Genomic DNA, 23,456 nt, shown 5'->3' with positions numbered 1-23,456 from the left:
AAAAAAGCCCCGGCATTGGCCAGGGCTTATATAGGATGATTAAACTACTTCACAGCTTCGCAATGAAGGATAAGCAGGTTAAGTTCTCGAAGTGCCACTGAGAACTTCGCAAACTCATGGCTTTGAGACACCTTGAAGTCTGCCAGCATGTGGAACCAGCGAGCCAATAATGGCTGGTTGGCCCCAATCCATTGCTTGATCACGCTATCGGCATCACAGGTATCGGTACAAGTCCGTAATACCACAGAGCTTAACGCTCGTTGCTGCCAATCTAGCTCTTCGCGGAACGCCGCTCGAGCCAGTGCTTGCCAATGGTTTGCCACAGGTTGAGCACTGATCTGTGCTAGGAACCAATGCAGCTCCACTTTCGCACCTAATTTAAAGTAAGTCTCAGACACAAGTTCTAACGGCTTATTTTCAAGCTGGGCGATTTGCGCGATATCTAAGGCTGAGAACAAGGTGCTCATTTTAGCAATCACTTGAGCGACAGGCTTAGGCACATTCTCTTTCGTTAACGAGTTGATTTCAGCAGAGATGGCTTTCACTTCCGCTTCAATCATGTACTTATCAACATCAAGCTTGAGCTGTTCAAACACAGGTCTAAAGAAGGCCACTGTCTGTTCAATGTTTTGCGAACGGTTACGATGACGAATAAACCAGCGACAAGCACGACGCATATTACGGCGTAACTGGTGCAACATCTCACCTTGAACCACAGCAGGGACAATGCCATTGAGATCTGTGATTGATTTAGTTAACTCAGCAAGACCAAAGACTTCACGGGCCATAGTGTAGCAAATCGCCGCTTCAGCAACCGTCGCGCCAGTTTCATCTTTCATGCGCTGCACGAAATTAAAGCCCATGTCGTTAACCAATTCATTGGCTAAAGAAGTCGCAATAATTTCACCGCGAAGTGGATGATGAGTCATCTTAGACGCATAACGCTTTTGCAATTTCTGCGGGAAATACGCCACAAGTAGCTTACTCAAGAAAGTGTCTTCAGTAATTTCTGGGGTCACTAACTGCTCTTTTAGCACCATCTTGGCATAAGCCACTAACACGGACAATTCAGGACGTGTTAATGGGCGGCCATTGGCTAAGCGTTCAGTTAAGTCTTCTTCTGTAGGCAAGAACTCCAGTGCTCTATCTAGCTTACCTTCTTTTTCAAGATGATGAATAAACTGAATATGCTCTTTGAGTTGTGATGCACCGTGAACTTGAGTTACCGAGATAGTACGGGTCTGATCTTTACAATCTTGCAGTACAATCTCACCGACTTCATCAGTCATTTCTTCAAGCAAGGTATTGCGCTGCTTAACCGTCAGTTCACCTTCGGCGACTAAGGTATTTAAGAAAATCTTAATGTTGACTTCGTTGTCCGAGCAATCCACACCACCTACGTTATCCACGAAGTCAGTATTCATGCGTCCGCCGTTAGCCGCGTATTCAATACGGCCTAACTGGGTACAACCTAAGTTACCGCCTTCACCAATAATCTTAGCCCTAAGCTCATTACCATTAACTCGCAGTGCATCGTTAGCGCGATCGCCCACTTCAGCATGAGTTTCACGAGTCGCTTTAACATAAGTACCAATACCGCCGTTCCAAATAAGATCCACTGGCATTTTCAGCAGGGCTTTCATCAGTTCAGTGGGGTTCATGGCTTCTTTGTCAGTTTCAAGCATCTGCTGCATTTCTGCAGTGAGCTTAATCGACTTAGCTGAACGCAAGAAAATGCCGCCGCCTTTAGAAATCAACTTGCTGTTGTAGTCTTCCCAGCTTGAGCGAGGTAATGCAAACAAGCGTTGACGTTCTGCAAAACTGGCTGGGACATCTGGCGTTGGGTCAATGAAGATGTGCATATGGTTAAAGGCAGCTACAAGCTTAATGTGTTCAGATAACAGCATACCGTTACCAAATACATCGCCCGCCATGTCACCTATGCCAACACAAGTAAAGTCTGTGGTTTGGCAATCTGTGCCGATTTCACGGAAGTGACGTTTAACTGACTCCCACGCACCTTTGGCTGTGATGCCCATCTTCTTATGATCGTAACCATTACTGCCACCTGAGGCGAACGCATCGCCTAACCAGAAGTTAAACTCGATGGCGATAGCGTTAGCGATATCAGAGAATGTCGCTGTGCCTTTATCGGCGGCAACCACTAGATAAGGGTCATCCTCATCGTGGCGAACCACATCTACTGGAGGCACCACTTGACCGTTAACGATATTGTCTGTGATATCCAATAAGGCGCGAATAAAGATACGGTAACAGTTTTGACCTTCAGCGAAGATGGCTTCGCGACTGCCATCAATTGGCATCTGCTTACAAACGAAACCGCCCTTGGCACCCACAGGTACGATTACGGTATTCTTAACTTGCTGCGCCTTAACCAGACCTAAGACTTCTGTACGGAAATCTTCGCGTCTGTCAGACCAACGTAAACCACCGCGGGCCACTTTACCGCCACGAAGATGCACACCTTCTACTCTTGGTGAGTAGACAAAAATCTCAAACTTAGGCAATGGCTTAGGCATTTCCGGAATAAGATGAGGTGAGAACTTAAACGAAATAGAGGCTTTAAAATCACCGGTTTCCGTAGTCTGATAGAAGTTGGTTCTTAAGGTCGCGTTAATCAGATCCAGATAGCGACGAATGATCCTGTCGTCATCTAAACTTGATACATCATCTAACTGCTTATTAATCTGCTCTAAAAACTTGCTTAAGGTGCGCGTTTTCAGCTTTGGATTAAATTTACGGATAAACATCTTCACCAATAGCTCGGCAAGCTTTGGATAGCGGCTAAAGGTTTCTTCTATGTATGACTGACTAAATGTCGCGTCGATTTGACGCATATATTTAGCATAGGCACGTAAGATGGAAACTTCACGGCCACTTAAGCCAGTAGACAAGACCATACGGTTAAAGCCGTCGTCTTCAAGCTTCTTTTGCCACACTTGGGATAAAGACGTTTGGAATCTGTCTTGGCTGTCTGAAATATTTTGCGTCGCCGCGCCTTGGACTGTCATTAAGAAGTCCAAAATCCAGAACGTGGCACCGTCAGTGGTTTTTACTTCATAAGGGCGTTCGTTAATTACCCGCAGGCCAAAGTTTTCCAGCATAGGTAACACATCAGACAGATGAATAGGCTCATCCTTGTGGAACAGTTTTAAACGCACCTTGTTGTCGTTTAATGCCGTTTCCTGCGGTTGATAAAACAACATGCCAAGCTTGTGTTCATCATCTAGCGCTTCAAGGTGTTCAAGATCCACAACCGCAGAGCTTGGCAGTACATCTTCCTTGTAGCTTGGAGAGAAAGAGTGAAGATAACGCTTAGTTAAGGCCGTGCCTTTTTGTTCACCTAAACGAGTATTTAACGAAGTATTGAGTTTATCTTCCCAAGAGCGGGCTGCTTCGAATAGATTTTTCTCGATTGAGGCCACATCGACATCCATATTGTTATTATCAACTTTGATAATGTAATGAGTACGAGCCAAGGTTGACTCGGAGAAATAGGTAGTAAATTCTACTTCTTCGATACTCTTAAAATGCTGCGCCAGGATACGTTGAGTATCTTGACGAAGCTTAGTGTTGTAACGCTCTTTGGAGACATACACTAAACAGGACAGGAAGCGGCCAAAGCCGTCTTTTCTGACAAACAATTTAAGTTTGTCTCTGTCTTGCATCTCTAATACGCCGTGGGCGATTTTTGCCAACTCTTTATCTTTTGCCTGAATTAACTCATCTCGGGGTAAGTTTTCCAAGATGTTCATTAAGGCTTTGTAATCGTGAGAGCGCGGTGCTAAACCTGAGCTGTCCAAGATACGCTGAACTTTTTCAGCCAACAATGGGATTTCACGTGGTGAACGGTTGTATAGATTGGATGCGTATAGACCGATAAATCTGTCTTCGCCGATCACATTGCCTTTTTTATCGAAACGCTTGATACCTATATAGTCCACATAGGCAGGGCGATGCACGCGGCTCTTAGCCGAGCTCTTAGTCAAGATCAATAAGGTTTCATCTAAGGCTTGCTTGCGGGCAGACTCAGAGAAGCTAGACAACATCAAGACTTTCTCAACCTGCGATGTTTTATTCTTATTCATCAAGCCTAGGCTAGTGCTTAAGTCAGGTACTAACTCAACATCACCTTCGACGCGATTAAGTTCATAATAGCGATAACCCAGTAAGGTAAAGTGATGATTATTAAGATACGTTAAGAAGCTCACCGCCTCATCCACTTCCGCTTTTTGACCCGGGAAAGGACGTTTGGGTAGCTGCTTTATGGTGTCAGTGAGCGTATCCGTCATTTTTTGCCAGTCATTCACTGAAGCTGCGACATCTGCCAACACTGAAGCCAGTTCTTTTTCGATGGCTTTGATGTCAGCATCACTGCTGCGTCTATCAATTTCGACCAGGAACACTGCGACTGTGTCGGCACCTTTGGGGGCATCATTGACGAAACCCACTTGAGTGACGGTATCTTTTTTCCTCACAACAGCCAGTGGCGTATGCAACATCACATGGGCTGTTACGCCCAAACGCTTCAGCGCCATAGTCACAGAATCGACAAGGAAAGGCATATCCGGCTGGATAATTTCGATAATACTGTGAGTAGATTGCCAACCGTGCTTGGCCTGGCTTGGGTTAAACACACGGATATGGGTATCATGTTCTGCCGTTTGGTTTAGGGCATTCCATAAACTCACCACAGCGCCATATAAATCGCTGTCATTACGCGCGTTTAAATCATCTTTGGACATGTGAGCGTAGAGGCAATTAGCGAACTGCTCCACTTGAGTTACTTGTGAATTAGGGATTTTGGTATGAATTAATTGCACTACATTTTCGAGTAGTACTGAAGGCATTGCATCTTTCAAGGCCATGTTGCAGATTCCTTAAGCGTCTATGGCAGCGCTTTTATCATTATTTGGATGCTTCGGCTTGTTGGCTCAGAAGGTTAAGTCTGAGAACTGTGGCAAAGTCTATTACTAATTTGGCGCCATTTCGAGGAAAATTTTAGTGGTACATCCTCTCTAAATCCAGTATTTAGCGCTTTTAAATGTCTAGGATGATAATAAACGCGTAAAAAGAGCCTAACTATGCAAAAAAAGAGGGAGCCTAAGCTCCCTTTTTGGTTTAGTCATTCCCAGTTGCAGCTTGGGTTACAAGCCGATTTATTTGGGATTTCGCCAGAAAATGGCAGAGAGTGCTGGCAGGATAATTATCGCGCCCAACATATTCACTAAAAACATAAATGTTAATAAAATTCCCATATCCATCTGGAACTTAAGCGCCGAGAAAAACCAAGTACTGACCCCTATCGCCAAAGTAAGCCCAGTGAAAATAACCGCGCTGCCCCGTTCAACTAAGGCTTCAAAATACGCCTGCTGCACCGCCATGCCATTACTGAGCTTATTAGACATGGTAGATAGAATATAAATACCGTAATCCACACCTATACCCACACCTAAGGCAATAACAGGTAAGGTACTGACAGCAAGGCCAATATCCAGCAATGTCATCAAGGCTTGGGCTAAGGTTGAGACCACATAAAGTGGAATTATCACAGCCACCGTCGCTTTTAAGGACTTAAAGCTGATTAAACATAAAATAAATACCGCGCCATAGACATAAATCATCATCGGCAGTTGTGCTTCACTGACCGCTTCATTGGTTGCTGCCATCACCCCAACAGGGCCAGAAGCTAACCTGAAACTAAGATCATCGTTATTAAGCTCTGCAGCCACAGCTTTAACTTTAGCCACCACAGTGTTGATTGTGTCTGCTTTGTGATCTTTAAGGAAAAGGTACACAGGCATCACAGAGCAATTACCGTTTAATAGGCCAGAGGTAGTCGGCACCTGTCCCACCGCTTGCACTAAACTTGCAGTGGTGCGCGGCAGTATTTGCCACTTTGGATTGCCTTCGTTAAAGCCTGCATTCACTTGCTTTGCAATTGACGCCAAACTCGCCGTAGACTCAACCCCTGGAGTGTTGGCCACCATCCATTCGAACTGATCGATTTGGTTAAGTAGCGAATGATAGGTACAAGCTTCAGGCTTAGCTTCGACAATGACAGTCATGACGTCTGTGGTGATAGAGAAATGATCGGTAATAAAGAAGGTATCTAAGTTGTAACGGGAGTCTTGATGCAGCGCCGGCGCTCCGCCTTGTAAATCACCGATTTGCATTTTAGTTGACTGCATATAACCCGCACCATACAAGAGCACTGTCACACTCAGCACGACAACGGCGTATTTAGGCGTAGCAAAACAAGAAAGTTTGCGCCAAAGCTGCTCAATTTTCTCACTGGTTTGCGGGTTATCTTTTACTAAGGTCAAATTGGTATAAGAAATCACCAAAGGCAGCAAAATAAGGTTGGTTAAAATGATCACCGCCACACCTAAGGAGGCTGAAATTGCCAGCTCACGAATGATGCCAATATCAATCGCCAATAGCGTTAAAAAACCCACAGTATCGGACAAGAGTGCCACGCCGCCAGGCACCAATAAACTTCTAAACGCGCTGGCACTGGCCGCTTTTGTGGTTTGGCCATCTAACACACGGCGACGAACCGCGTTGATCATCTGTACGCCGTGACTCACGCCAATGGCAAACACTAAAAACGGCACCAAAATGGACATGGGGTCAAGGCCAAAGCCCACGACAGTTAACAAGCCTAATTGCCAAATTACCGCTACGATACTGCAAACCAAAGGCAATACTGTGAGCATTAAGGATTTAGAAAACAGGTATACCATAACCGCTGTGATAGCGATTGCGATAAGGAAAAACACCAACACGCCTTTCGCGCCTTCGGCAACATCGCCTGCCATTTTGGCAAAACCTATGATGTGAACCTTGATGGTGTCAGTTTCAAACTTAACTCTGAGTTCTTGCTCTAATTGATTGGCAAACGCTATGGTATCCAGAGGTTTACCTGTATCTGGATCGAAATCCATCAACTGTGCCGACACCATAGCCGCCGAGTAATCATTGGCAATTAAGCGGCCAACAATACCCGCTTTCTCTATATTGTCTCGCACTAAATTTAGGCTGGCTTGAGAGTTATTGTAATCGGCAGGAATGACCGGGCCGCCGGCAAAACCGTCTTCCACGACTTCAGTGAAACGGGTCGAAGGCGAAAACAAAGATTTAACCTGTGAACGCTCAACACCCGGAATAAAAAATAACTGATCATGGACATTTTTCAGTGCATCGAAAAACACAGGGTTAAAAATATTACCACTGGTATCCTCTACTGCCACCATGATGCTATTGGCGCCACCAAAATCTTTCTGATGCTTTTGATACACCTTCATGTATTCATGATTGAGTGGAATATTTTTACTGAACGCCGCGTCCATTTTCAGTTGGCTGGCTTGGTAACCTAAAAAGAATGTCATTAAAATAAATGACACTATTACCCACATGCGGTTACGAAATAAGTGAGTTTCAAATCCATTGACCAGTTTTTCTAACATCGCTTAGGCCCTGTTATTGTTTTGTATTAAAATGTCTGCCTAAAAGCATTATTTAAGCTGAAAAAGACCGTTAGAACCGGCAAACCATAATTGTTTATCGGCGCTTTCTGCAACAGCGACAATATTTTCGCCTTGACGGCGTGCCACTATCTCAGCGTGACCTTTGCCATCTAAGCGCAGCACAACACCCGCATTACCGACTATGTAGAGCTCTCCTTTGTGTACTAAAGCGCCGTTAATAGAAGACTTGACGGGTAATTCAACTTGTTGCCAATCAGATAAACTCAAATCTGTTTTAAACACATGGCCGCGCAGGCCCATCACATAGATTTGCTCGCCCACTTGGATAGCATTAAACATAGAGCCATCATAATCAAAGTCTGTGCGAGTAAAATGCTTGCCATTATCCTTAGACTCAGCCACCAATCCTAGTTCACCAACCAATAATAGTCGTGAATCATTAAGACGAATAATACGATTGAAATGCGGTAAAAGTGCAGCTCGTTCAGACAAGTACAAGGCCTCGTCTTCCGCTTTTAACTCCGCAAGGTAAGAGACATCTTCTTCAAACAGTAATTCTTCATGGAACTCAGGCTCCCAAGTTTTCCCGCCATCCAGTGTGCGGTAAAACAAGCCATAAGCCCCTATGGCAATGCCTTCATTGGCATTAAAGAAACGAATATCGAGGAAAGGCTTTTCAATTTCGCGAGATTGCATCTGTAGCTGCCAAGTCTGGCCGCCATCTTGGGTGTGAATAATGCTGGCATCATGGCCTACGGCCCAGCCCAGTTTTGCATCCAAGAAAAATACCTTGGTTAGCTGACTCAGCACTGGGGTTGGCACTTGAATCCAGCTCTTGTCATAAACCAGCACATGGCCTCTTTGGCCAACCGCGATGAGTTGATCCCCCGCGTTAGCTAGGTCTAATAATAATTTGGATTGAGCTAAGGGTTGGATTTGAACGGTAAGCGGATTTAACTTGGCATTAACTTGTGGGCTAAACGCACAGCCAATAGAGCCTAACACCAATGCAGCACGAAGCATGCTAAACGACATACAAACTTCCTTACAAGATTAAGGGGGCAAATATTTTTGCCCCCTCAGGTTTGACTATTAACGAATACCTGCACGTCTTAGGGCATCTGGAGTAAAGTTAGATTCAGTCAAGTTCGCTTTGAAATTGTACATGCGACCTTCGTTATCTAGACCCATTGCCAAGTAACGGCGTGATTGCAAATCATGGAACACTTCTAAGGTAGTCCATAATGTCGGCACTTCATAATAGTTAATACTATGGGCGTTTGCCACACGGTAGAGTTCATCACGGTTATCGTACATATCCGTTAATGATACCTGCCATGAATCTTCGTCGATATAGAAAACGCGCGTCTTATAAATGTGACGCATGCCTGCTTTAAGGGTTGCTTTCACTTCCCAAACACGGTGTTTTTCCCAACGAACGAGATCTGGATTTATGTGACCAGGCTTTAAGATTTGATCGTACTTAAGGCTGTCACTGTGCAGTTTGTAATCATTGTACGGTATGTACATTTCTTTCTTGCCAACAAGTTCCCAATTGTAACGCACAGGGGATCCGTTAAACATATCGAAATCATCTGTGGTACGCAGACCATCGGCAACAGTACCTGGAGTATCGAAGGCAATGTTAGGCGCTTTACGTACGCGGCGCTGGCCCGTGTTATAGGTCCAAGCTTGACGAGGCAAGGCTTCTTGATCCATGGTTTCTTTAACCAATAATGCCGTACCCGCCAAACGCGCAGGCTGAGTTACAACTTGCTTAAAGAAGAACAAGGTATTGGTTTCTTTAAGCTTATCGAGAGTAATTTCTGGACGGCTATACTCGAAACGCAGCTCTTCCGCCGTTTCAACTAAGGTATATGAACCATCTGCAGTCGGTGATGCTTGACTGCGGTTAGTTTCAAGATCGACACCACGAAAACGCAATACATGGTTCCAAATCACTTCTAACCCATTAGCAGGTATTGGGAAAGGAACGCCGATCGTCGCGCCTGAAATACCGTTACCTTGAGCAATCAACTCAGCACGTGTGGCGTTTGCTTTAGTGGCATCGTACACATATTGAGGCACAGAGGCTGTGCGGCGAGTTTCATAGACATTCATCTTGTAGGTTTCAGGATAAAGTTCAAACAACTTCACCTGCCCTGGATTCAAAAAGTCTTTGTATTGTGCCTTGTTAGCGTTGGTAATGGTAAACAGTATCTTATCCGTAGGGAAAGGATCTGGATGATGCATACCTTGGCTATAACCAGCAACGGCTGTAGTTATACCGCCGTCCCATGCCGGGATAGAACCATCAGCATTACCCGCTTTCACTGCGCCTTGAGGCGTGAGCTCTGCGCCTAATTTAGCCGCTTCAGCTTCAGATACTTTCGCCATCGCAACAGGGGCACCGAGCGCCATTAACACTGCTGCCGATAATATCGTCATTTTCTTCATTATTGTTATCCTTATATCGAATACTTGACGTTGAAAGAAACGTAGTCTCTGTCTTCCATTGCGTTAGTGGTACCCACCCCGCCAAAGAAGCTATTATAGGAGACTTCTGCGCCCCAACGGCTTTGATAATCAAAGCTGAGTGACATCGCCATCGACTTACGTCCTTCTGTGAATAGGAACATAGGATCAGGTGTAATACCATTCACGTCATGGGCAAACGTGATTTTTGGCGACATGTTTATACCGGCAAACACGTTGTTGTAATCAGCCTTAACGACCACACGATACCCCCAAGCAAAATCTGTAGGGAACGGATTGGTTTCAGGACCGTTATGCAACGCCATGATAATGCCGGGCATATTTGGATTGCCGCCAGAACGTGCAGTACCAGGACCATTTAAGCGCAGTTCGTCAAACCCTGGCATATCATGGATCCATACACCGCCGATCTCAGTCGCCATGACCAAGTTATCTGTGCCAAAACGCGGGCCAAACAAATGACTGAAGGTCACCTGTGCTTGGGTGGTGTCTAACCGTACAAAACCATCGACACTAGCTCCAGGGGCCGCCCTCTTCATTTGGGATAAACCATCAAGTTCAGGTCTTAGGTTCGCATTAGCTAACTGCTGCGGCATTGCTTCAAACAAAAGTTCAACATCATCGATCTGCAGTGGTTCATCTTGACGATGGGCTATTTCACCCGCAACTGAAGTGTCACCCACTAAGGTATTGAAACTAAATCCATAAAGCTTAATATCTTCAGGGAAGACCAATTGAGCCTTAGTGAAAGTTTCCATGCTCAAGAGTAGTTCGCGGTTAATCTCACCACCACTAGCCGCTAAACGGCCATAATCACGACCAATTGCATCAGCATTAAAGTTTGATGCTGTACCGGCAATCAATGGGCGACGACTATGATAATTCATGAAGTACAAGCCAAATTCACTGTCATTGAGTTCAGGAGAGTAATAACCTAATTTCACGCCATATTGGCCACCGTCTTCGGCTGGAGCATCATTTTTGAGCAAAGCAACTCTGGCAGCATATGGCACCATCAAAGGAGCCGCCGCAGGTGAGAAACCCGTCCCTAGTGCAAATTTGTATAAACGCTGATACTCAGAGATTAAAAAATCAAGGTTGATATCTGGGTTGGCAGTAAAACCAAGCTGAGCGTTTTGCTCATAACCACCAAACCCAACAAAGTCATTAGAGGCTAAGTTAGAGCCTGGAGTTGGCGCCCAAAGCGACTGGAATTCATATTGGTAGAATGCAGCCACGGATAAGTTTTCAGCTAAGCCTAACGAAGCCCATAACATACCTTGCGGAATGAAGGCTTCTTTTAACTCAGAACCAGGCGCGTTAAGGATATTCAAGTCAACGGCGTTGATTTCAGAGATACCATGAGAGATAAGTGAACTTTCACCCCAAGAAATTACCTGGTCGCCAAGACGGACTGATAGTGGATTCGCACCACCATTTAAATCCCAATCGGCATAAACAAATGCATCTAACAAACGTATGTCTTTACATTGTGCTTCAGAGGCTCGTTTATCCTTACAAGGATCGAATTCTTTTCCGGTTAACGGGTCATTGAATCCAAAGTCTCCGTCACTGAGTTTGCGATCATAAAAGTACATGCCACGGACAAACAACCCGTAGTTTTGATATTTTAATGATAATTCATGTAAACCCTTTACAACTTCAGAAGTAGTATCCCCCTGAGAGTAAAGTAAGTTACTAATATCGTTATTACTCGAGTAAGAACCATCTTGGCTCCAAATCTGAGCTTTATCATATTTTAATGCACCAAATGTGCCTTCAAATGCCGAATATCCTGACCAATCAAACTGAGGGTGATTCACTTTACCTATCTGGCCATTGTAATTTCGCTCAGATACGCGCCAACTTGCGCCAGCCGACCAAGTGGAGTCGAATGTTCCTTGAACATCGCCCCAATCGAATGAAATCGCAGAAGCACTGCCACTCATCCCTAAATACAGTGCCGACACCACCCCCAAAGCAAGTGCCGACTTGTTAAAGCTTTTTTTAACAATTTTCATTTTTCCATCTCTCCGTAACCTGCTGGATCCGTTATTATAGGAATGTGAACCAACATCTTGTTAGCCTATAGGCAACACCATTGTTACAGCATTTACCCTAGTTGAGCAAGGCGTAAGCGGAGAAAATTTATTATAAAATTAAGGCGCTTGCGAAATTATATTCAATTAAATTAACCCCTATATTTGAATCTTGTCTAAGACAATTGAATAGATAGCAGTGAAAAAGTGAAAACTACAATAAAATCATTAACCTTTATATAGATATCGCCAATTCCCCCTCCGTGTTTAAATCAATCGAGTGTTTGGAGCTATTACTCTAAATTAGAAAATTTAAACTAGTTCTAATAAGACGAAATTTCCTTGGCCATCTAAGCTCAGCTTGAAATTTCCATTGACCCCTAAAGAATTGACAAAAGGTCTGAAATAACGCCCATTGATAAGCAGCTCCCTCCCCTGTGCATCTTTGACTAACACCTTGGAGACTGTGCCTTGATAATAGGGCAAGAAATCATCATAACTAACCCTAAGAGAGAAATAGAACTCCACACCGACTCCTGTTACTTAACTCATCGCCTTGAATAGGGAATTTGGGCAGCCCTAGGGCCAACTCAAATAATGTTTCAATGAAATGCATCACTCACTGTCATTTGTTTTAGGGTTTAAGCAATACCTAAGAAACTACTGGTATTGCTTAACACTCACAAAGAAGATTAAGCCAATGCCTTTGACACCTTCTCATACACATCTTTTGATAAATTGGGTAAGGCTAACAATTCGCTCAAACAAGCGCGAATGTGTGCCTGTCTTTGAACGTCAAATTTAGCAAATTGAATTAATGGCGTCACCATACGAGAAGCAAGTTGCGGGTTAATGTCATTCAACTTAATCAGTATTTGGGTTAAATACTGATACCCACTGCCATCTATTTTATTGAACTGATAAGTATTTCCCATGGCGAATGTGCCAATCAGAGAACGAACTCGATTGGGGTTATTGAAGCTAAAGCTCGAATGTTGGCTGAGTCTTTTTATGGTCTCAATCACTTCCGGGCTGTCATCCATGGCTTGCAGCGCAAACCATTTGTCCATCACCAAAGGAGTATGACGCCACTTGCGTTCAAAATCCGCCAGCAAGGCCTCTTTGTTAGAAAATTGGCCTTTTACTGCAGCATGAAGCGCCCCTAAGCTATCGGTCATATTCATCGCTGAGTCATACTGCTGCTGTACTGTTGCCTCATAGCTATCACTCACTTGGCAGAGTAATAGCAAACACGCATTCTTATAAGCGCGGCTTCCTGCATCATCTTTGGAAATTAAGCTTTGATAACGAGCGGCAAGTTCATCTTCACAGCTCACTGCGAGCTGGGCCAAGATAAACTCCCGTGCCTGAGCCAAGAAATCCAGCTCAACATGATCCACTTGCTCAATCAAGGCTGCGGCCGTTGGCAAGGTGAGCATCTCGGCGACCAATGCTGGATCTAAGTCTTCATGTAAAATAACACCTCTGAACGCATCAATAATTTCTGCTGATAGGGTCATTACTGTCTGAGATTGTCGCTGCTTAACGCAATGCCAAATTCCGTGACTAATTAAGGCAACACTCGCCTCCCAGCGAGCAACCTCACTGCTGGCAAAAGCCATTAAATGCACTAATTCTTCTATGCTGTATTGATAATCTAGCCTGACGGGTGCAGAGAAGTCTTGCAGCAATGACATAACTGGCGGCTGCATTATTCCATCAAAATGGAAAATTTGTGAGCTTGCGGTGAGTTCTAACACTTTATTCGCAAGACTATTACCGTCTCTATCCAGTAGTTCGATACTAAACGGAATATGCAGCGGTTCACCCAATTGACCATCAACGCCTTTCACTGATTGACTCAAAGTGAGGCTAAATCTGTTGAGTGCTTGATTAAAATCGGCGGCAACGGTAACCACAGGGGTGCCAGCTTGGGCGTACCAACGCCTAAATTGGCTAAGATCTTTACTGCTGGCATCTTCCATTGCGTTAACAAAATCATCGCAGGTGACAGCCTGGCCGTCATGACGCTCAACATAGGTTTTCATCCCCGCTTGGAATCCTTGCTCACCCAAGAGCGTGTGCAACATGCGAATGACTTCTGCGCCCTTATTGTAGACAGTCACTGTATAAAAGTTATTCATCTCAATCACAGATTCTGGGCGTATTGGATGCGCCATTGGGCCTGAATCTTCGGCGAACTGCTGATTTTTCATCACTTTAATGGCATGAATACGATTGACGGCGCGAGAGCCCAGATCTGAGCTAAACTCTTGATCCCTAAATACGGTTAAGCCTTCCTTTAAACTCAACTGGAACCAATCGCGGCAAGTGATGCGGTTACCAGTCCAGTTATGGAAATACTCATGCCCCACCACAGATTCAATGCCGTGATAATCATCATCAGTGGCGCTGGCCGTATCCGCCAGCACATACTTGGTATTGAAGATATTAAGGCCCTTGTTTTCCATGGCCCCCATATTGAAGAAGTCCACTGCCACTATCATATAAATATCAAGGTCATATTCTAAACCAAAGCGTTCTTCATCCCACTTCATGGATTTTTTAAGAGACGCCATGGCATGGGAAGCCTTATGCAGATTCCCCTTATCCACAAACACCTGTAATTTAACCGTGCGTTTGCTCATGGTGACAAATTGATCTTCGAGTAAATCGAAATCCCCCGCCACTAAGGCAAACAAATAGCTAGGCTTTGGGAAAGGATCTTCCCAGCACACAAAGTGACGGCCATTATCAGCCTCTCCTTGGTCAATCAAGTTGCCATTACTGAGTAAGAAGGGAAATGCACTTTTATCGGCTTCGATGCGCACTGTGTATTTTGCTAACACGTCGGGGCGATCTAGGAAGTAGCTAATACGTCTAAATCCTTCCGCTTCGCACTGGGTACAATAGGCACCATCTGACATGTACAAGCCCTCAAGGCTTGAATTCGCTTGTGGATCCAGTGCAGTGACTATTTCAAGTTCGAACGCTTGCGCTTGAGTCTCAATTCTTAGCTCACCCTCGGTTTCTTGATACTCAACCGGCTCACCATCTAAGGTGACGCTGAGCATCTTCAGCTGCTCGCCCACAAGCACCAGAGGCTCGCCCACTGGACCTAAACGCACCACTTTGCTCTTAGCCCTCACCTGAGTGCGGCTTTCATCTAAATGAAATGCCAAATCGACATGGGTAATGGTAAAGGCCGGGGTTTGATAATCTTTAAGGTATTTGGCTTCTGACTGAGACATATGAAATCCTTACTAGGTTGAATACTAAACTGGCCTTAACTTATTAGAAGCACAGTACTGTGCTCTTGATGCTCTGAAATTGATAACAGCTTAAGGCGCGTGTGTTTGCTTAAGATTGTAGTTTTTCTTTATCGTTAACCTAATGCGATGCTTAAGCCGCAATAGTGAGAAAATAAAAAACGCGCTAATTAGCGCGTTTTTATTGGCAGAATAGCTTATTTCACGTTGTTATTAGCGACTTTTGCTGAATCCACCATGTCTAACGTAATGTAGACAGTTTCATCTAAAAACGCATCTGGAGCGACTATGTCATCTTCGATGTCATCCATAGAGGCAACGGCTTTTTTACCTAACTTGACGCGACGTTCATTGGTTCTGTCTAACAAGCGTTTATCATCTTCGGCACGTGAAGCTAAACGCTCACTTTCAACCAAAGAAATGGTGGTGTCTTCATGATGTTTTTTATATTCAGCAATATCTTGATAAATATAACCAAACTCAACATTTTTACTGACACGGCCTTGATGTTTAGTATGCAGTACATTCACCAACTCTGAATTCACCTGATCTAACGTCGAGTACTTAGCGACCGGTACTTTATCCCAAGGTAAGGCATACTTCTGCTCAGACTCACCGTATTCACCGGCATTTAAGGCACTAGGGAAGGCGAGATCTGGCGTTACCCCTTTAAGCTGTGTACTGCCGCCATTGATGCGGTAAAACTTGGCTATGGTGTATTGCACGTGGCCTATTGGCTTGTCGTACATGTCATAAATACGGCCAAGACTCTTATGCTGCTGTACTGTGCCTTTACCGAAGGTAGACTCACCGACAACCAAGGCACGCTTGTAATCTTGTAATGCTGCGGCAAAAATCTCAGATGCTGAGGCACTGTATCTATCAACCATCACGGTCAGCGGACCATCGTAGACAGTCACGCCGTCGTTATCACCATTGGGATTAATACGCCCATTGGCATCACGAATTTGCACCACTGGACCTTGGTCGATAAACAAGCCGGTTAATAACGAGGCTTCGGTTAATGCACCGCCGCCATTGCCCCGTAAGTCGACGACTACACCTTCAACTTTAGCTTCGTTGAGCTTAGCCAATTCTTTGGTCACATCCTGAGACAGGTTCATGTAAAAACCTGGGATCTGAATAACACCCACTTTACGATTGGCGTATTCACCCTCAGTAGGTTCAATAATCTTAGAGGTTGCCGCCCTGTCTTCAAGGCGAATTTTGTCGCGGGTTATCATGACTTCAAAGGTTTTAGCGTTAGCGCCGCCTTTATTAGGCAAAATTTGCAGCACTACTTCGCTGCCCTTAGGGCCCTTGATGAGTTCCACCACGTCATCTAATCGCCAACCAATAACATCGACAATTTCTTTGCCTTTTTGGCCGACACCTATGATTTTATCTTCAGGTGACAGTTTTTCACTTAAGGCCGCAGGTCCGCCAGCCACCAAACTTTTAATGACGGTATAATCATCATCCATTTGCAATACTGCGCCTATGCCCTCAAGGCTTAGATTCATTTCCATTTGGAAGCGTTCTGCATTACGTGGCGATAAATAGCTAGTGTGTGGCTCAACGCTACGAGCGAAGGCATTCATTACCGCTTGAAATACATCTTCGCTATGAGTTTGACTTAAACGCTTGATAGCATTGTTATATCGTTTCTGCAATACGTCGACAATATCGGGCCATTCTTTACCGGTAAGTTTAAGGTTAAGCGCATCGTATTTCACCCGTTGCCGCCAAAGCTCATTTAACTCAGCGTCATTTTTAGCCCATGGCGCATCTTCACGATCAAATTGATATTTGTCGTCAGCCAAGGTGAAATCAAAAGGCTTGTCTTTATCTAGCAAACTCAATGCATAGGCAAAACGTTCATAGCGGCGTTTTTGCAACATATCGAACATCTTAAACGCTGGTGCTAGCTCGCCACTGGTCACCATGTCATCAAATTCATGTCGGTATTGGGAGAAACTGTCCACATCAGCTTGAGTCATCACATTGCGACGATAGTCGAGCTGCTCTATATACAAGTCAAAGATATGTTCAGAAAACGCATCATCGAGGGAAAATCTATGATAATGCGAACGAGTAAATAAGCCGGCTACGCGCTTGCTCGCCACTTTATGCTGTGGCTCCTGAGACAGGCTGGGTAACTCGCTGATTTGAATCGCTGGTTCAAATGCCCACGCTGGTAATCCAGCAAACAAAGCGGCAATCGACACGGCTAAGGTAAGTTTTCCCATCAACAAGTTACTCCTTTTAGAACATTATAATAATATGTGCTCAACACGTACCTTGACAGTTAAGCCAGTGTCTAGCTGAACATGCACATCTTCTTTATTAATATCAGTAATCACACCTGAAACTGGGTTTTGACCTAATTTTATATTAACGCGCTGCTTTTGCTTAAGTTCTTCAAGTTTAGCAGGAACCAGCTCAACCACTGGCGCCACTTTTGCGGGCGCTCGCTCTTTCTTAACCTGTGGTTTAGCGGCGGCTTTTTTAGCCGGTCTGGCAGGCTTTTTAGCTGGGTTTTTAGCAGCTACAGCTAAACGCTTTGCCTTGGCTTTTTCTTGGCTTTCTTTGAGTGTCGCTTGAGCATGATCTATATGCTCTTGCTCTAACTCACCACACTCAACACCATTTAAATCAATACGTTGAGCGCCAGGCTTAACGCCTTTAAGGTAACGCCAGCTGCTAGTATAACGACGCAGTGCAACCCTAAGTTGTGTCTTACTGACTTTAGAATCATCAGCCAACTTTTCAGCTAAGTCTTGAAACAAACCGATTTTTAATGGTTTAGTCTCGCCCTCTGCAATAAAGCATAAAGGAAATGTTTCGTATAAATACGCTAAAATTGCGTTGGTGTCGGTCAACTTGTCTGTTGATTCCATTTTTACTTCCACGTTAAATAAGGGGACCTTAGGCAAAACTTGCTGCCTGCAGTCGTTCATCTTCGCCAAGCTTGTGCTCAACGTACAAATTAGCACTTAGTGCGCGATAGCTAAAGTCTCTGAAACAAACCTTAACAAATTATCCTAAGTGACTCATTAGCTTATTCATAGCCAATCAAGAAATCCAGCTCAAATATCTATCGCGACATATTATAAGGTTCATGGCAGCGAAAGCGACCTAGATTTAGCCAATATTGCTCGCTTATTAAGCAAATAAGCAAGATTCTAAGCTTTTAACCAGCTTTTCGAGGCCAAGTTGATCTTCACTGTCAAATCGGTCGAACGAAGGGCTATCAATATCAAGTACGGCGATCACCTCATTTCCACGGCGAACTGGGATAACAATTTCCGAATTGCTAGCACTGTCACAGGCGATATGACCCTCAAATTGATGAACATCCGCCACCCTTAAGGTGATATTTTGCGCTGCGGCATTACCACAGACCCCTTTGCCTAATTGAATACGGGTGCAGGCCACTTTGCCTTGAAATGGCCCTAGCACTAGTTGGTCCTCACGTTTGATATAAAAGCCAACCCAATTTAAATCCTCAAGAGACTCATTGAGCAAGGCTGAAAAATTTGCCATCGCTGCAATAACATCGTCTTCTCCTGCTAATAACGCACTGGCTTGACGATCTAAGGTATCGTAAAAATCAGCTTTCATCGCTCGCTCTACTCCTAAACTGTGGCATTGACGCCAACATTATGATTCTTTATCGGCCACTTTTTTAGCGGGCTTTTTAGCGGTTACACTTTTACTCTGCGCCACCGCAGGACTTGCCCCTTTAAGTAGACCGGATAACGCGTCTTTTTGCTCCGCCATATAAAAGGCCAATTGTTCGCATTGGGCTTCATCTAGCGTTAATGGGGATTCTAACAGGAATGGGATCAGGTTATCAGCGATATCTAACATCTTATCGTAGGCATCAGCCTCCTTTTTCGATGTGAATGTCATCTTCTCTACCCCTTCTCTGACCACGACAAATTGTGTAACGACAGCCATGCCTCACCTCTTACTGTTTTTATATACAGTGCGTAGAGTGTCACATCCTTAAGTTAATATGCAAGTGTTTCATATATTCTGATATCATTTATCACCTATAAGTATTCTTTAGTAAAATCAGGCTGTAGGAAATAAATATCTTTATCGAGTTACGCGCGCTTTTAACCCATTACTGGTGAAAAGGCATTCATCTATGCTATCAGAGCTATCGTGCTCCGATATCAACTGCGGATAATTGATCAGTACTTATGCAAGAAACTCGTGAACCTAATGGTGTAGTCCTGTGCCGCTCTTGCGACTTAGCGGTTCGCAAGCGTGCATTACCCTCTAGCGTAAGGGCCCTGTGCCCTCGCTGTCATACCGTGCTGTATGATGCCCCCTATTGTTCACTCAATGGCATGCTAGCCCTTTGCATTACCGCGCTAGTTTTTTATATTCCTGCCAATTTATTGCCTGTACTTGAAATACAATTTTTAGGTAGTGTGCGCACAACGACTGTGCTGCAAGCCGCGCTTTCGGTTTGGGCGCAAGGTTATTGGGTGGTGGGTCTTGCGGTATTGGCCGCGGCAGTGGTGGCCCCTGGCCTGCTCATTTTATCCATATTAAGCCAAATTCTTATTATCAAGTTCAACTTTACAGGGCAATTTTGGCAAGGAGTCTACAAGCTACTATTAAGGCACCATGGCATGATTTCTCAGATGACCATGCTGGAGATTTATGTGATAAGTTTTTTAGTCTCTGCTTTTCAGCTGTCAGATTTTGCCGATATCTTTTTCGGTTTCGGCACCTTTTGCTTCACTATGCTGTTCTTGGTTGCCTTGTTTTTGCAACGTGAATACAGCCTAGAACATATGTGGAGTCTCACTCATGGACAATGATCTACCCGCGACAAAATCGACCTTAGGCTTGACCTTGGGCTTGTGTATTTGCACTGTGTGTAGAAAGCTTAACAAAACCAGTCAGACTCACTGCCCCCGCTGCGATAGTCCCATCGTTGCCCGCAATAAGGCTAGTTTGCAACAAAGTTGGGCACTGCTGATCACCGCCGCCATTTTATTGATCCCTGCCAATATTTACCCTATTACCACCTTAACCAATCAGGGTAAGGTGACCCACGACACTATTTTGAGCGGAATAACACATTTAGTGCACCTTGAGCTTTACCCCATAGCCGTCATCGTCTTTACCGCCAGTATTTTAGTGCCCTGGCTTAAAATTTTTGGCTTAGGCGCTTACCTTTGCGCCATTAGCTACAATATTCCCATTTCCAAACGCAAAATGATGGTGGGGTTCCACATTATCGAATGGATTGGTCGCTGGTCCATGCTAGATTTATTTGTAATTTCGCTCACGGTTGCTTTAGTCAATATGGGACAACTCTTGGATGCCAAGCCTGCCCCTGCTGCCACCGCCTTTGCACTGGTTATTTTACTCACGCAGCTTGCTGCAAAAGTGTTAGACACTCGTTTACTCTGGGATCGCTTGGAAACTCATAATGACACACATTGAATCACCCAAAGTTGTTAAGAAGAAACTGTTTTCGCCGATTTGGTTACTGCCTATCGTGGCCCTTATTCTCGGGGGCTGGCTTGGCGTTAAGAGCATTCGCGAGTCTGGGATTGAAATCCAAATTCATTTCCCTAGTGCCACTGGCATAGACGTAGGAAAAACCTTAGTAAAATATCAAGGTCTTACTGTGGGTAAAGTGAGTGACATCAGCATAGATGACGATCTCAAAGGGGTGAATGTCAAAGTGTTGATGGATTATCGCGCCGATCCCTTTCTGCGTAAAGACACCCTATTTTGGCTGGTGACACCCAAAGCCAGTATCACAGGGGTTGAAGGCCTAGATGCTCTGTTCTCTGGTAATTATATTGCCCTGCAACCAGGCAGTGGTCGCTCTGCCACTCAGTTTGAAGCCGAACGTGAAACCCCGAGCATTCTCCCCAGCAGTGAAGGTTTAGTGATTGAGTTAACCAGTAAGAAGCTTGGCTCTGTCGATGTGGGCTCCCAAGTGTTTTACCATCAAATTCCGGTTGGCAGTGTGGTGAGTTATCGCCTCGAGAACAGTCAGCTCATCGTTATCAGCGTGTTTATTCAGGAGCAATATGCACAGCTTGTCAAAAAGAACTCACGCTTTTGGAACGTCTCAGGGCTTTCTATCGACGCCTCCCTTTCTGGCATAAAAATCAACACTGAGAGCCTTGCCTCCCTGCTGGCAGGTGGAATAAGTTTTGACTCAGAAGAAGATCAAGATATAGCCGAGAATGGTGACAGTTTCTTGCTATTTGCCGATGAAGCCCAAGCATTAACCGGTCATAGATTCACTCTTACCGCCAAGGATGCGGAAAATGTTGGCAAAGGGGCCGCCATTATTTATCGCGGCATCACAGTCGGCACTGTAATAGATAAAAAACTCAGCGATACTGGGGTGATTTTAACCGCTGAACTCAATGCTGAGCATCAAGCCCTGCTTAGCAGTGATAGCCGTTTCTGGCTTTCTGGAGCTGAAATTTCTTTGTCAGGAGTTAAGCATGCGGCACGTTTAATCACAGGTAATGTGGTCAATATTCTCCCCGGCGCCTCACAAGACCGCACTAAAAACAGCTTCGCACTTGAAACCAATGCGCCTGATTTACTCTGGGCAAAAAAGCGTTTTATTACCGTGACAGCTAAAGAAAATAATGGCGTAAAAGCCGGCTCTCAAATTCGTTTTAGGCAGTTGCCCATAGGACAAGTCAACCAAGTGTCTCTGAGTAAAAACTTTGAGCAAGTCGAGTATCAAGTTGAAATTTTACCTGAATTTTCTTCATTGTTAACCCAAGGCAGTTATTTCATCCCCGAGTCAGCCGTTAAAATCAGTGCCTCTTTAGAGGGTATTGAAGTGCAAACCCGAGATTTAGCCACCTTAGTAGAAGGCGCCATCAGCCTTATTCCGGGGAAAAGCAAACAGCTAACAAAACAGAGTCAATTTCACTTGTTTGCATCCCAAGCTGCGGCGCAGCAAGAACAAGATAAAGCCAATAAAGTCCACCTAACCCTCTTAAGTCACGATGGCGCTGACTTAAGTGCTGGCGCGCCCGTTTACTATAAGAAAATGGCCATAGGCGAAGTGGAAAGCATCACTTGGCAAGCCGCCAGCGACACCTTTGCGGTAAAACTGGCTATCGACAAACAATTTAATGCCTTACTTAAACCCAATCGGGTATTTTGGCGCAATCAAGCCGTGTCTGTGGATGCAAGCCTTGCGGGAGTTGAGTTTGATATTGCGCCACTGGCTGGCGCCATCAAGGGCAGCATTAGTTTAGGCTTTGTGGCTAATCAAGAGGCTCTACCTCAGGCCGAAATAGCCCAAGCTGAAATCTTATATGAAGACCGCCATCTGGCATTAGTGCAAGCCAAAGCCATCAGCCTAACCTTGTCCGCCACGGCTAACATCAATGCTAAAGCCGCCATTCGCTTTCAAGGACATCAAATCGGTCAAGTGCAGAGTGTTAAACTCAGTCCAAGTCTCAATGAGTTAACGGCTAAGGCCTATTTATACGGTGAATACGCGCAACATTTTAGTCGCAGCGACAGCGAGTACTATATTGTCGATGCGCAAATTTCCTTAGTGGGGATCAAGGCACCACAAACCCTCATTACCGGGGCCTACCTTGCCGTATCACCCGGTATTAACACAGATGAAGCCCAACACTTCAAGGTGCACAATCAAGCCAGTCACTATGCAAATCTTGCCGAGGATGCGCTGACCTTCACCTTAGAAGACACTAAATTAGGTTCGTTAAAGGCGGGGACTCAAATTTTCTATCGCGGCATCCCTATTGGTCAAATAGATGGTTATCAGCTCAATGAAACCGGTAATAAGGTACAACTGTTTGCTCACATTCAGGGGCAGTACGCACACCTTGTCAATCAAACGAGTCTGTTTTGGAATACCTCTGGTATTAAGATAGACGTGGGTTTATTTTCAGGCGCGCAAATTGAAACGGGATCATTAGAGTCCATACTGGCTGGGGGGATAGGCGTCGTGACTCAAGAAGTGACTCAGGAAAGCAATACCCTTATCTCGGGCAGCACCCTGCCAATTCAACAAGATTTCGATCCACAATGGCTCACTTGGGAGCCGGCGCAACAAGCCCGTTAATCTCCCATCGCCCCCAATTTGACGCAACAAA

14 protein-coding genes are annotated in these 23,456 nt (G+C 44.8%); 3 read left to right on the top strand and 11 right to left on the bottom strand.

The window, feature by feature from the left end; translation table 11 throughout:
• Window positions 1–44: 44 nt before the first annotated feature.
• From SDEN_RS09020 to SDEN_RS08970, 11 genes are all read right to left on the bottom strand, one after another.
• Window positions 45–4,889 carry an NAD-glutamate dehydrogenase gene (locus tag SDEN_RS09020; RefSeq protein WP_011496170.1) on the bottom strand — a complete coding sequence of 1,615 codons (4,845 nt, stop codon included), beginning with the start codon at window positions 4,887–4,889 and terminating at the stop codon, window positions 45–47.
• Between the two features lie 291 nt (window positions 4,890–5,180).
• Window positions 5,181–7,490, bottom strand: a complete 2,310-nt coding sequence (locus SDEN_RS09015) for an efflux RND transporter permease subunit (protein WP_011496169.1) — start codon at window positions 7,488–7,490, stop codon at window positions 5,181–5,183.
• A 48-nt stretch (window positions 7,491–7,538) separates the two neighbouring features.
• Window positions 7,539–8,546, bottom strand: coding sequence for a YCF48-related protein (locus tag SDEN_RS09010; RefSeq protein WP_011496168.1), 1,008 nt, complete (start codon window positions 8,544–8,546; stop codon window positions 7,539–7,541).
• A gap of 57 nt (window positions 8,547–8,603) precedes the next feature.
• Complete coding sequence (locus tag SDEN_RS09005) at window positions 8,604–9,968, bottom strand: DUF1329 domain-containing protein (RefSeq protein ID WP_011496167.1); 1,365 nt, start codon at window positions 9,966–9,968, stop codon at window positions 8,604–8,606.
• 11 nt (window positions 9,969–9,979) lie between these two features.
• Window positions 9,980–12,028 carry a DUF1302 domain-containing protein gene (locus tag SDEN_RS09000; RefSeq protein ID WP_011496166.1) on the bottom strand — a complete coding sequence of 683 codons (2,049 nt, stop codon included), beginning with the start codon at window positions 12,026–12,028 and terminating at the stop codon, window positions 9,980–9,982.
• A gap of 330 nt (window positions 12,029–12,358) precedes the next feature.
• Window positions 12,359–12,574, bottom strand: coding sequence for a DUF2835 domain-containing protein (locus SDEN_RS08995; RefSeq protein WP_011496165.1), 216 nt, complete (start codon window positions 12,572–12,574; stop codon window positions 12,359–12,361).
• Window positions 12,575–12,738: 164 nt separating this feature from the next.
• Window positions 12,739–15,297, bottom strand: coding sequence for an aminopeptidase N (gene pepN / locus SDEN_RS08990; RefSeq protein ID WP_011496164.1), 2,559 nt, complete (start codon window positions 15,295–15,297; stop codon window positions 12,739–12,741).
• Between the two features lie 215 nt (window positions 15,298–15,512).
• Complete coding sequence (prc, locus tag SDEN_RS08985) at window positions 15,513–17,564, bottom strand: carboxy terminal-processing peptidase (RefSeq protein ID WP_011496163.1); 2,052 nt, start codon at window positions 17,562–17,564, stop codon at window positions 15,513–15,515.
• Window positions 17,565–17,588: 24 nt separating this feature from the next.
• On the bottom strand, window positions 17,589–18,215 hold the full coding sequence (gene proQ / locus SDEN_RS08980) for an RNA chaperone ProQ (RefSeq protein WP_041406182.1): 627 nt from the start codon (window positions 18,213–18,215) through the stop codon (window positions 17,589–17,591).
• Between the two features lie 265 nt (window positions 18,216–18,480).
• A complete protein-coding gene (locus SDEN_RS08975; protein ID WP_011496161.1) occupies window positions 18,481–18,939 on the bottom strand; it encodes a GAF domain-containing protein in 459 nt (152 codons plus the stop codon).
• 39 nt (window positions 18,940–18,978) lie between these two features.
• Window positions 18,979–19,278, bottom strand: a complete 300-nt coding sequence (locus SDEN_RS08970; RefSeq protein ID WP_011496160.1) for a YebG family protein — start codon at window positions 19,276–19,278, stop codon at window positions 18,979–18,981.
• A gap of 248 nt (window positions 19,279–19,526) precedes the next feature.
• Here SDEN_RS08970 and SDEN_RS08965 point away from each other — a divergent pair, with 248 nt between their 5' ends.
• From SDEN_RS08965 to SDEN_RS08955, 3 genes are read left to right on the top strand one after another with little or no spacing between them, the layout of a single operon-like run.
• Window positions 19,527–20,156, top strand: coding sequence for a paraquat-inducible protein A (locus SDEN_RS08965; RefSeq protein ID WP_011496159.1), 630 nt, complete (start codon window positions 19,527–19,529; stop codon window positions 20,154–20,156).
• A complete protein-coding gene (locus SDEN_RS08960; RefSeq protein WP_011496158.1) occupies window positions 20,146–20,787 on the top strand; it encodes a paraquat-inducible protein A in 642 nt (213 codons plus the stop codon). The genes SDEN_RS08965 and SDEN_RS08960 overlap by 11 nt, the downstream gene beginning before the upstream one ends.
• Window positions 20,774–23,425: an MlaD family protein gene (locus SDEN_RS08955; protein ID WP_011496157.1), complete on the top strand. Its 2,652-nt coding sequence runs from the start codon at window positions 20,774–20,776 to the stop codon at window positions 23,423–23,425. Before SDEN_RS08960 ends, SDEN_RS08955 begins: the two co-directional genes overlap by 14 nt.
• Window positions 23,426–23,456 lie beyond the last annotated feature (31 nt).

Origin of the sequence: Shewanella denitrificans OS217, from assembly GCF_000013765.1 — a bacterium.
GTDB classification, from domain to species: domain Bacteria; phylum Pseudomonadota; class Gammaproteobacteria; order Enterobacterales; family Shewanellaceae; genus Shewanella; species Shewanella denitrificans.
This window is presented reverse-complemented; position numbering and strand designations above follow the sequence as displayed.

Coding starts and splice junctions, on each gene's coding strand:
- SDEN_RS09020 (WP_011496170.1), bottom strand. CDS start 4,889: ATGGCCTTGAAAGATGCAATGCCTTCAGTACTACTCGAAAATGTAGTG.
- SDEN_RS09015 (WP_011496169.1), bottom strand. CDS start 7,490: ATGTTAGAAAAACTGGTCAATGGATTTGAAACTCACTTATTTCGTAAC.
- SDEN_RS09010 (WP_011496168.1), bottom strand. CDS start 8,546: ATGTCGTTTAGCATGCTTCGTGCTGCATTGGTGTTAGGCTCTATTGGC.
- SDEN_RS09005 (WP_011496167.1), bottom strand. CDS start 9,968: ATGAAGAAAATGACGATATTATCGGCAGCAGTGTTAATGGCGCTCGGT.
- SDEN_RS09000 (WP_011496166.1), bottom strand. CDS start 12,028: ATGAAAATTGTTAAAAAAAGCTTTAACAAGTCGGCACTTGCTTTGGGG.
- pepN (WP_011496164.1), bottom strand. CDS start 15,297: ATGTCTCAGTCAGAAGCCAAATACCTTAAAGATTATCAAACCCCGGCC.
- prc (WP_011496163.1), bottom strand. CDS start 17,564: ATGGGAAAACTTACCTTAGCCGTGTCGATTGCCGCTTTGTTTGCTGGA.
- proQ (WP_041406182.1), bottom strand. CDS start 18,215: ATGGAATCAACAGACAAGTTGACCGACACCAACGCAATTTTAGCGTAT.
- SDEN_RS08975 (WP_011496161.1), bottom strand. CDS start 18,939: ATGAAAGCTGATTTTTACGATACCTTAGATCGTCAAGCCAGTGCGTTA.
- SDEN_RS08970 (WP_011496160.1), bottom strand. CDS start 19,278: ATGGCTGTCGTTACACAATTTGTCGTGGTCAGAGAAGGGGTAGAGAAG.
- SDEN_RS08965 (WP_011496159.1), top strand. CDS start 19,527: ATGCAAGAAACTCGTGAACCTAATGGTGTAGTCCTGTGCCGCTCTTGC.
- SDEN_RS08960 (WP_011496158.1), top strand. CDS start 20,146: ATGGACAATGATCTACCCGCGACAAAATCGACCTTAGGCTTGACCTTG.
- SDEN_RS08955 (WP_011496157.1), top strand. CDS start 20,774: ATGACACACATTGAATCACCCAAAGTTGTTAAGAAGAAACTGTTTTCG.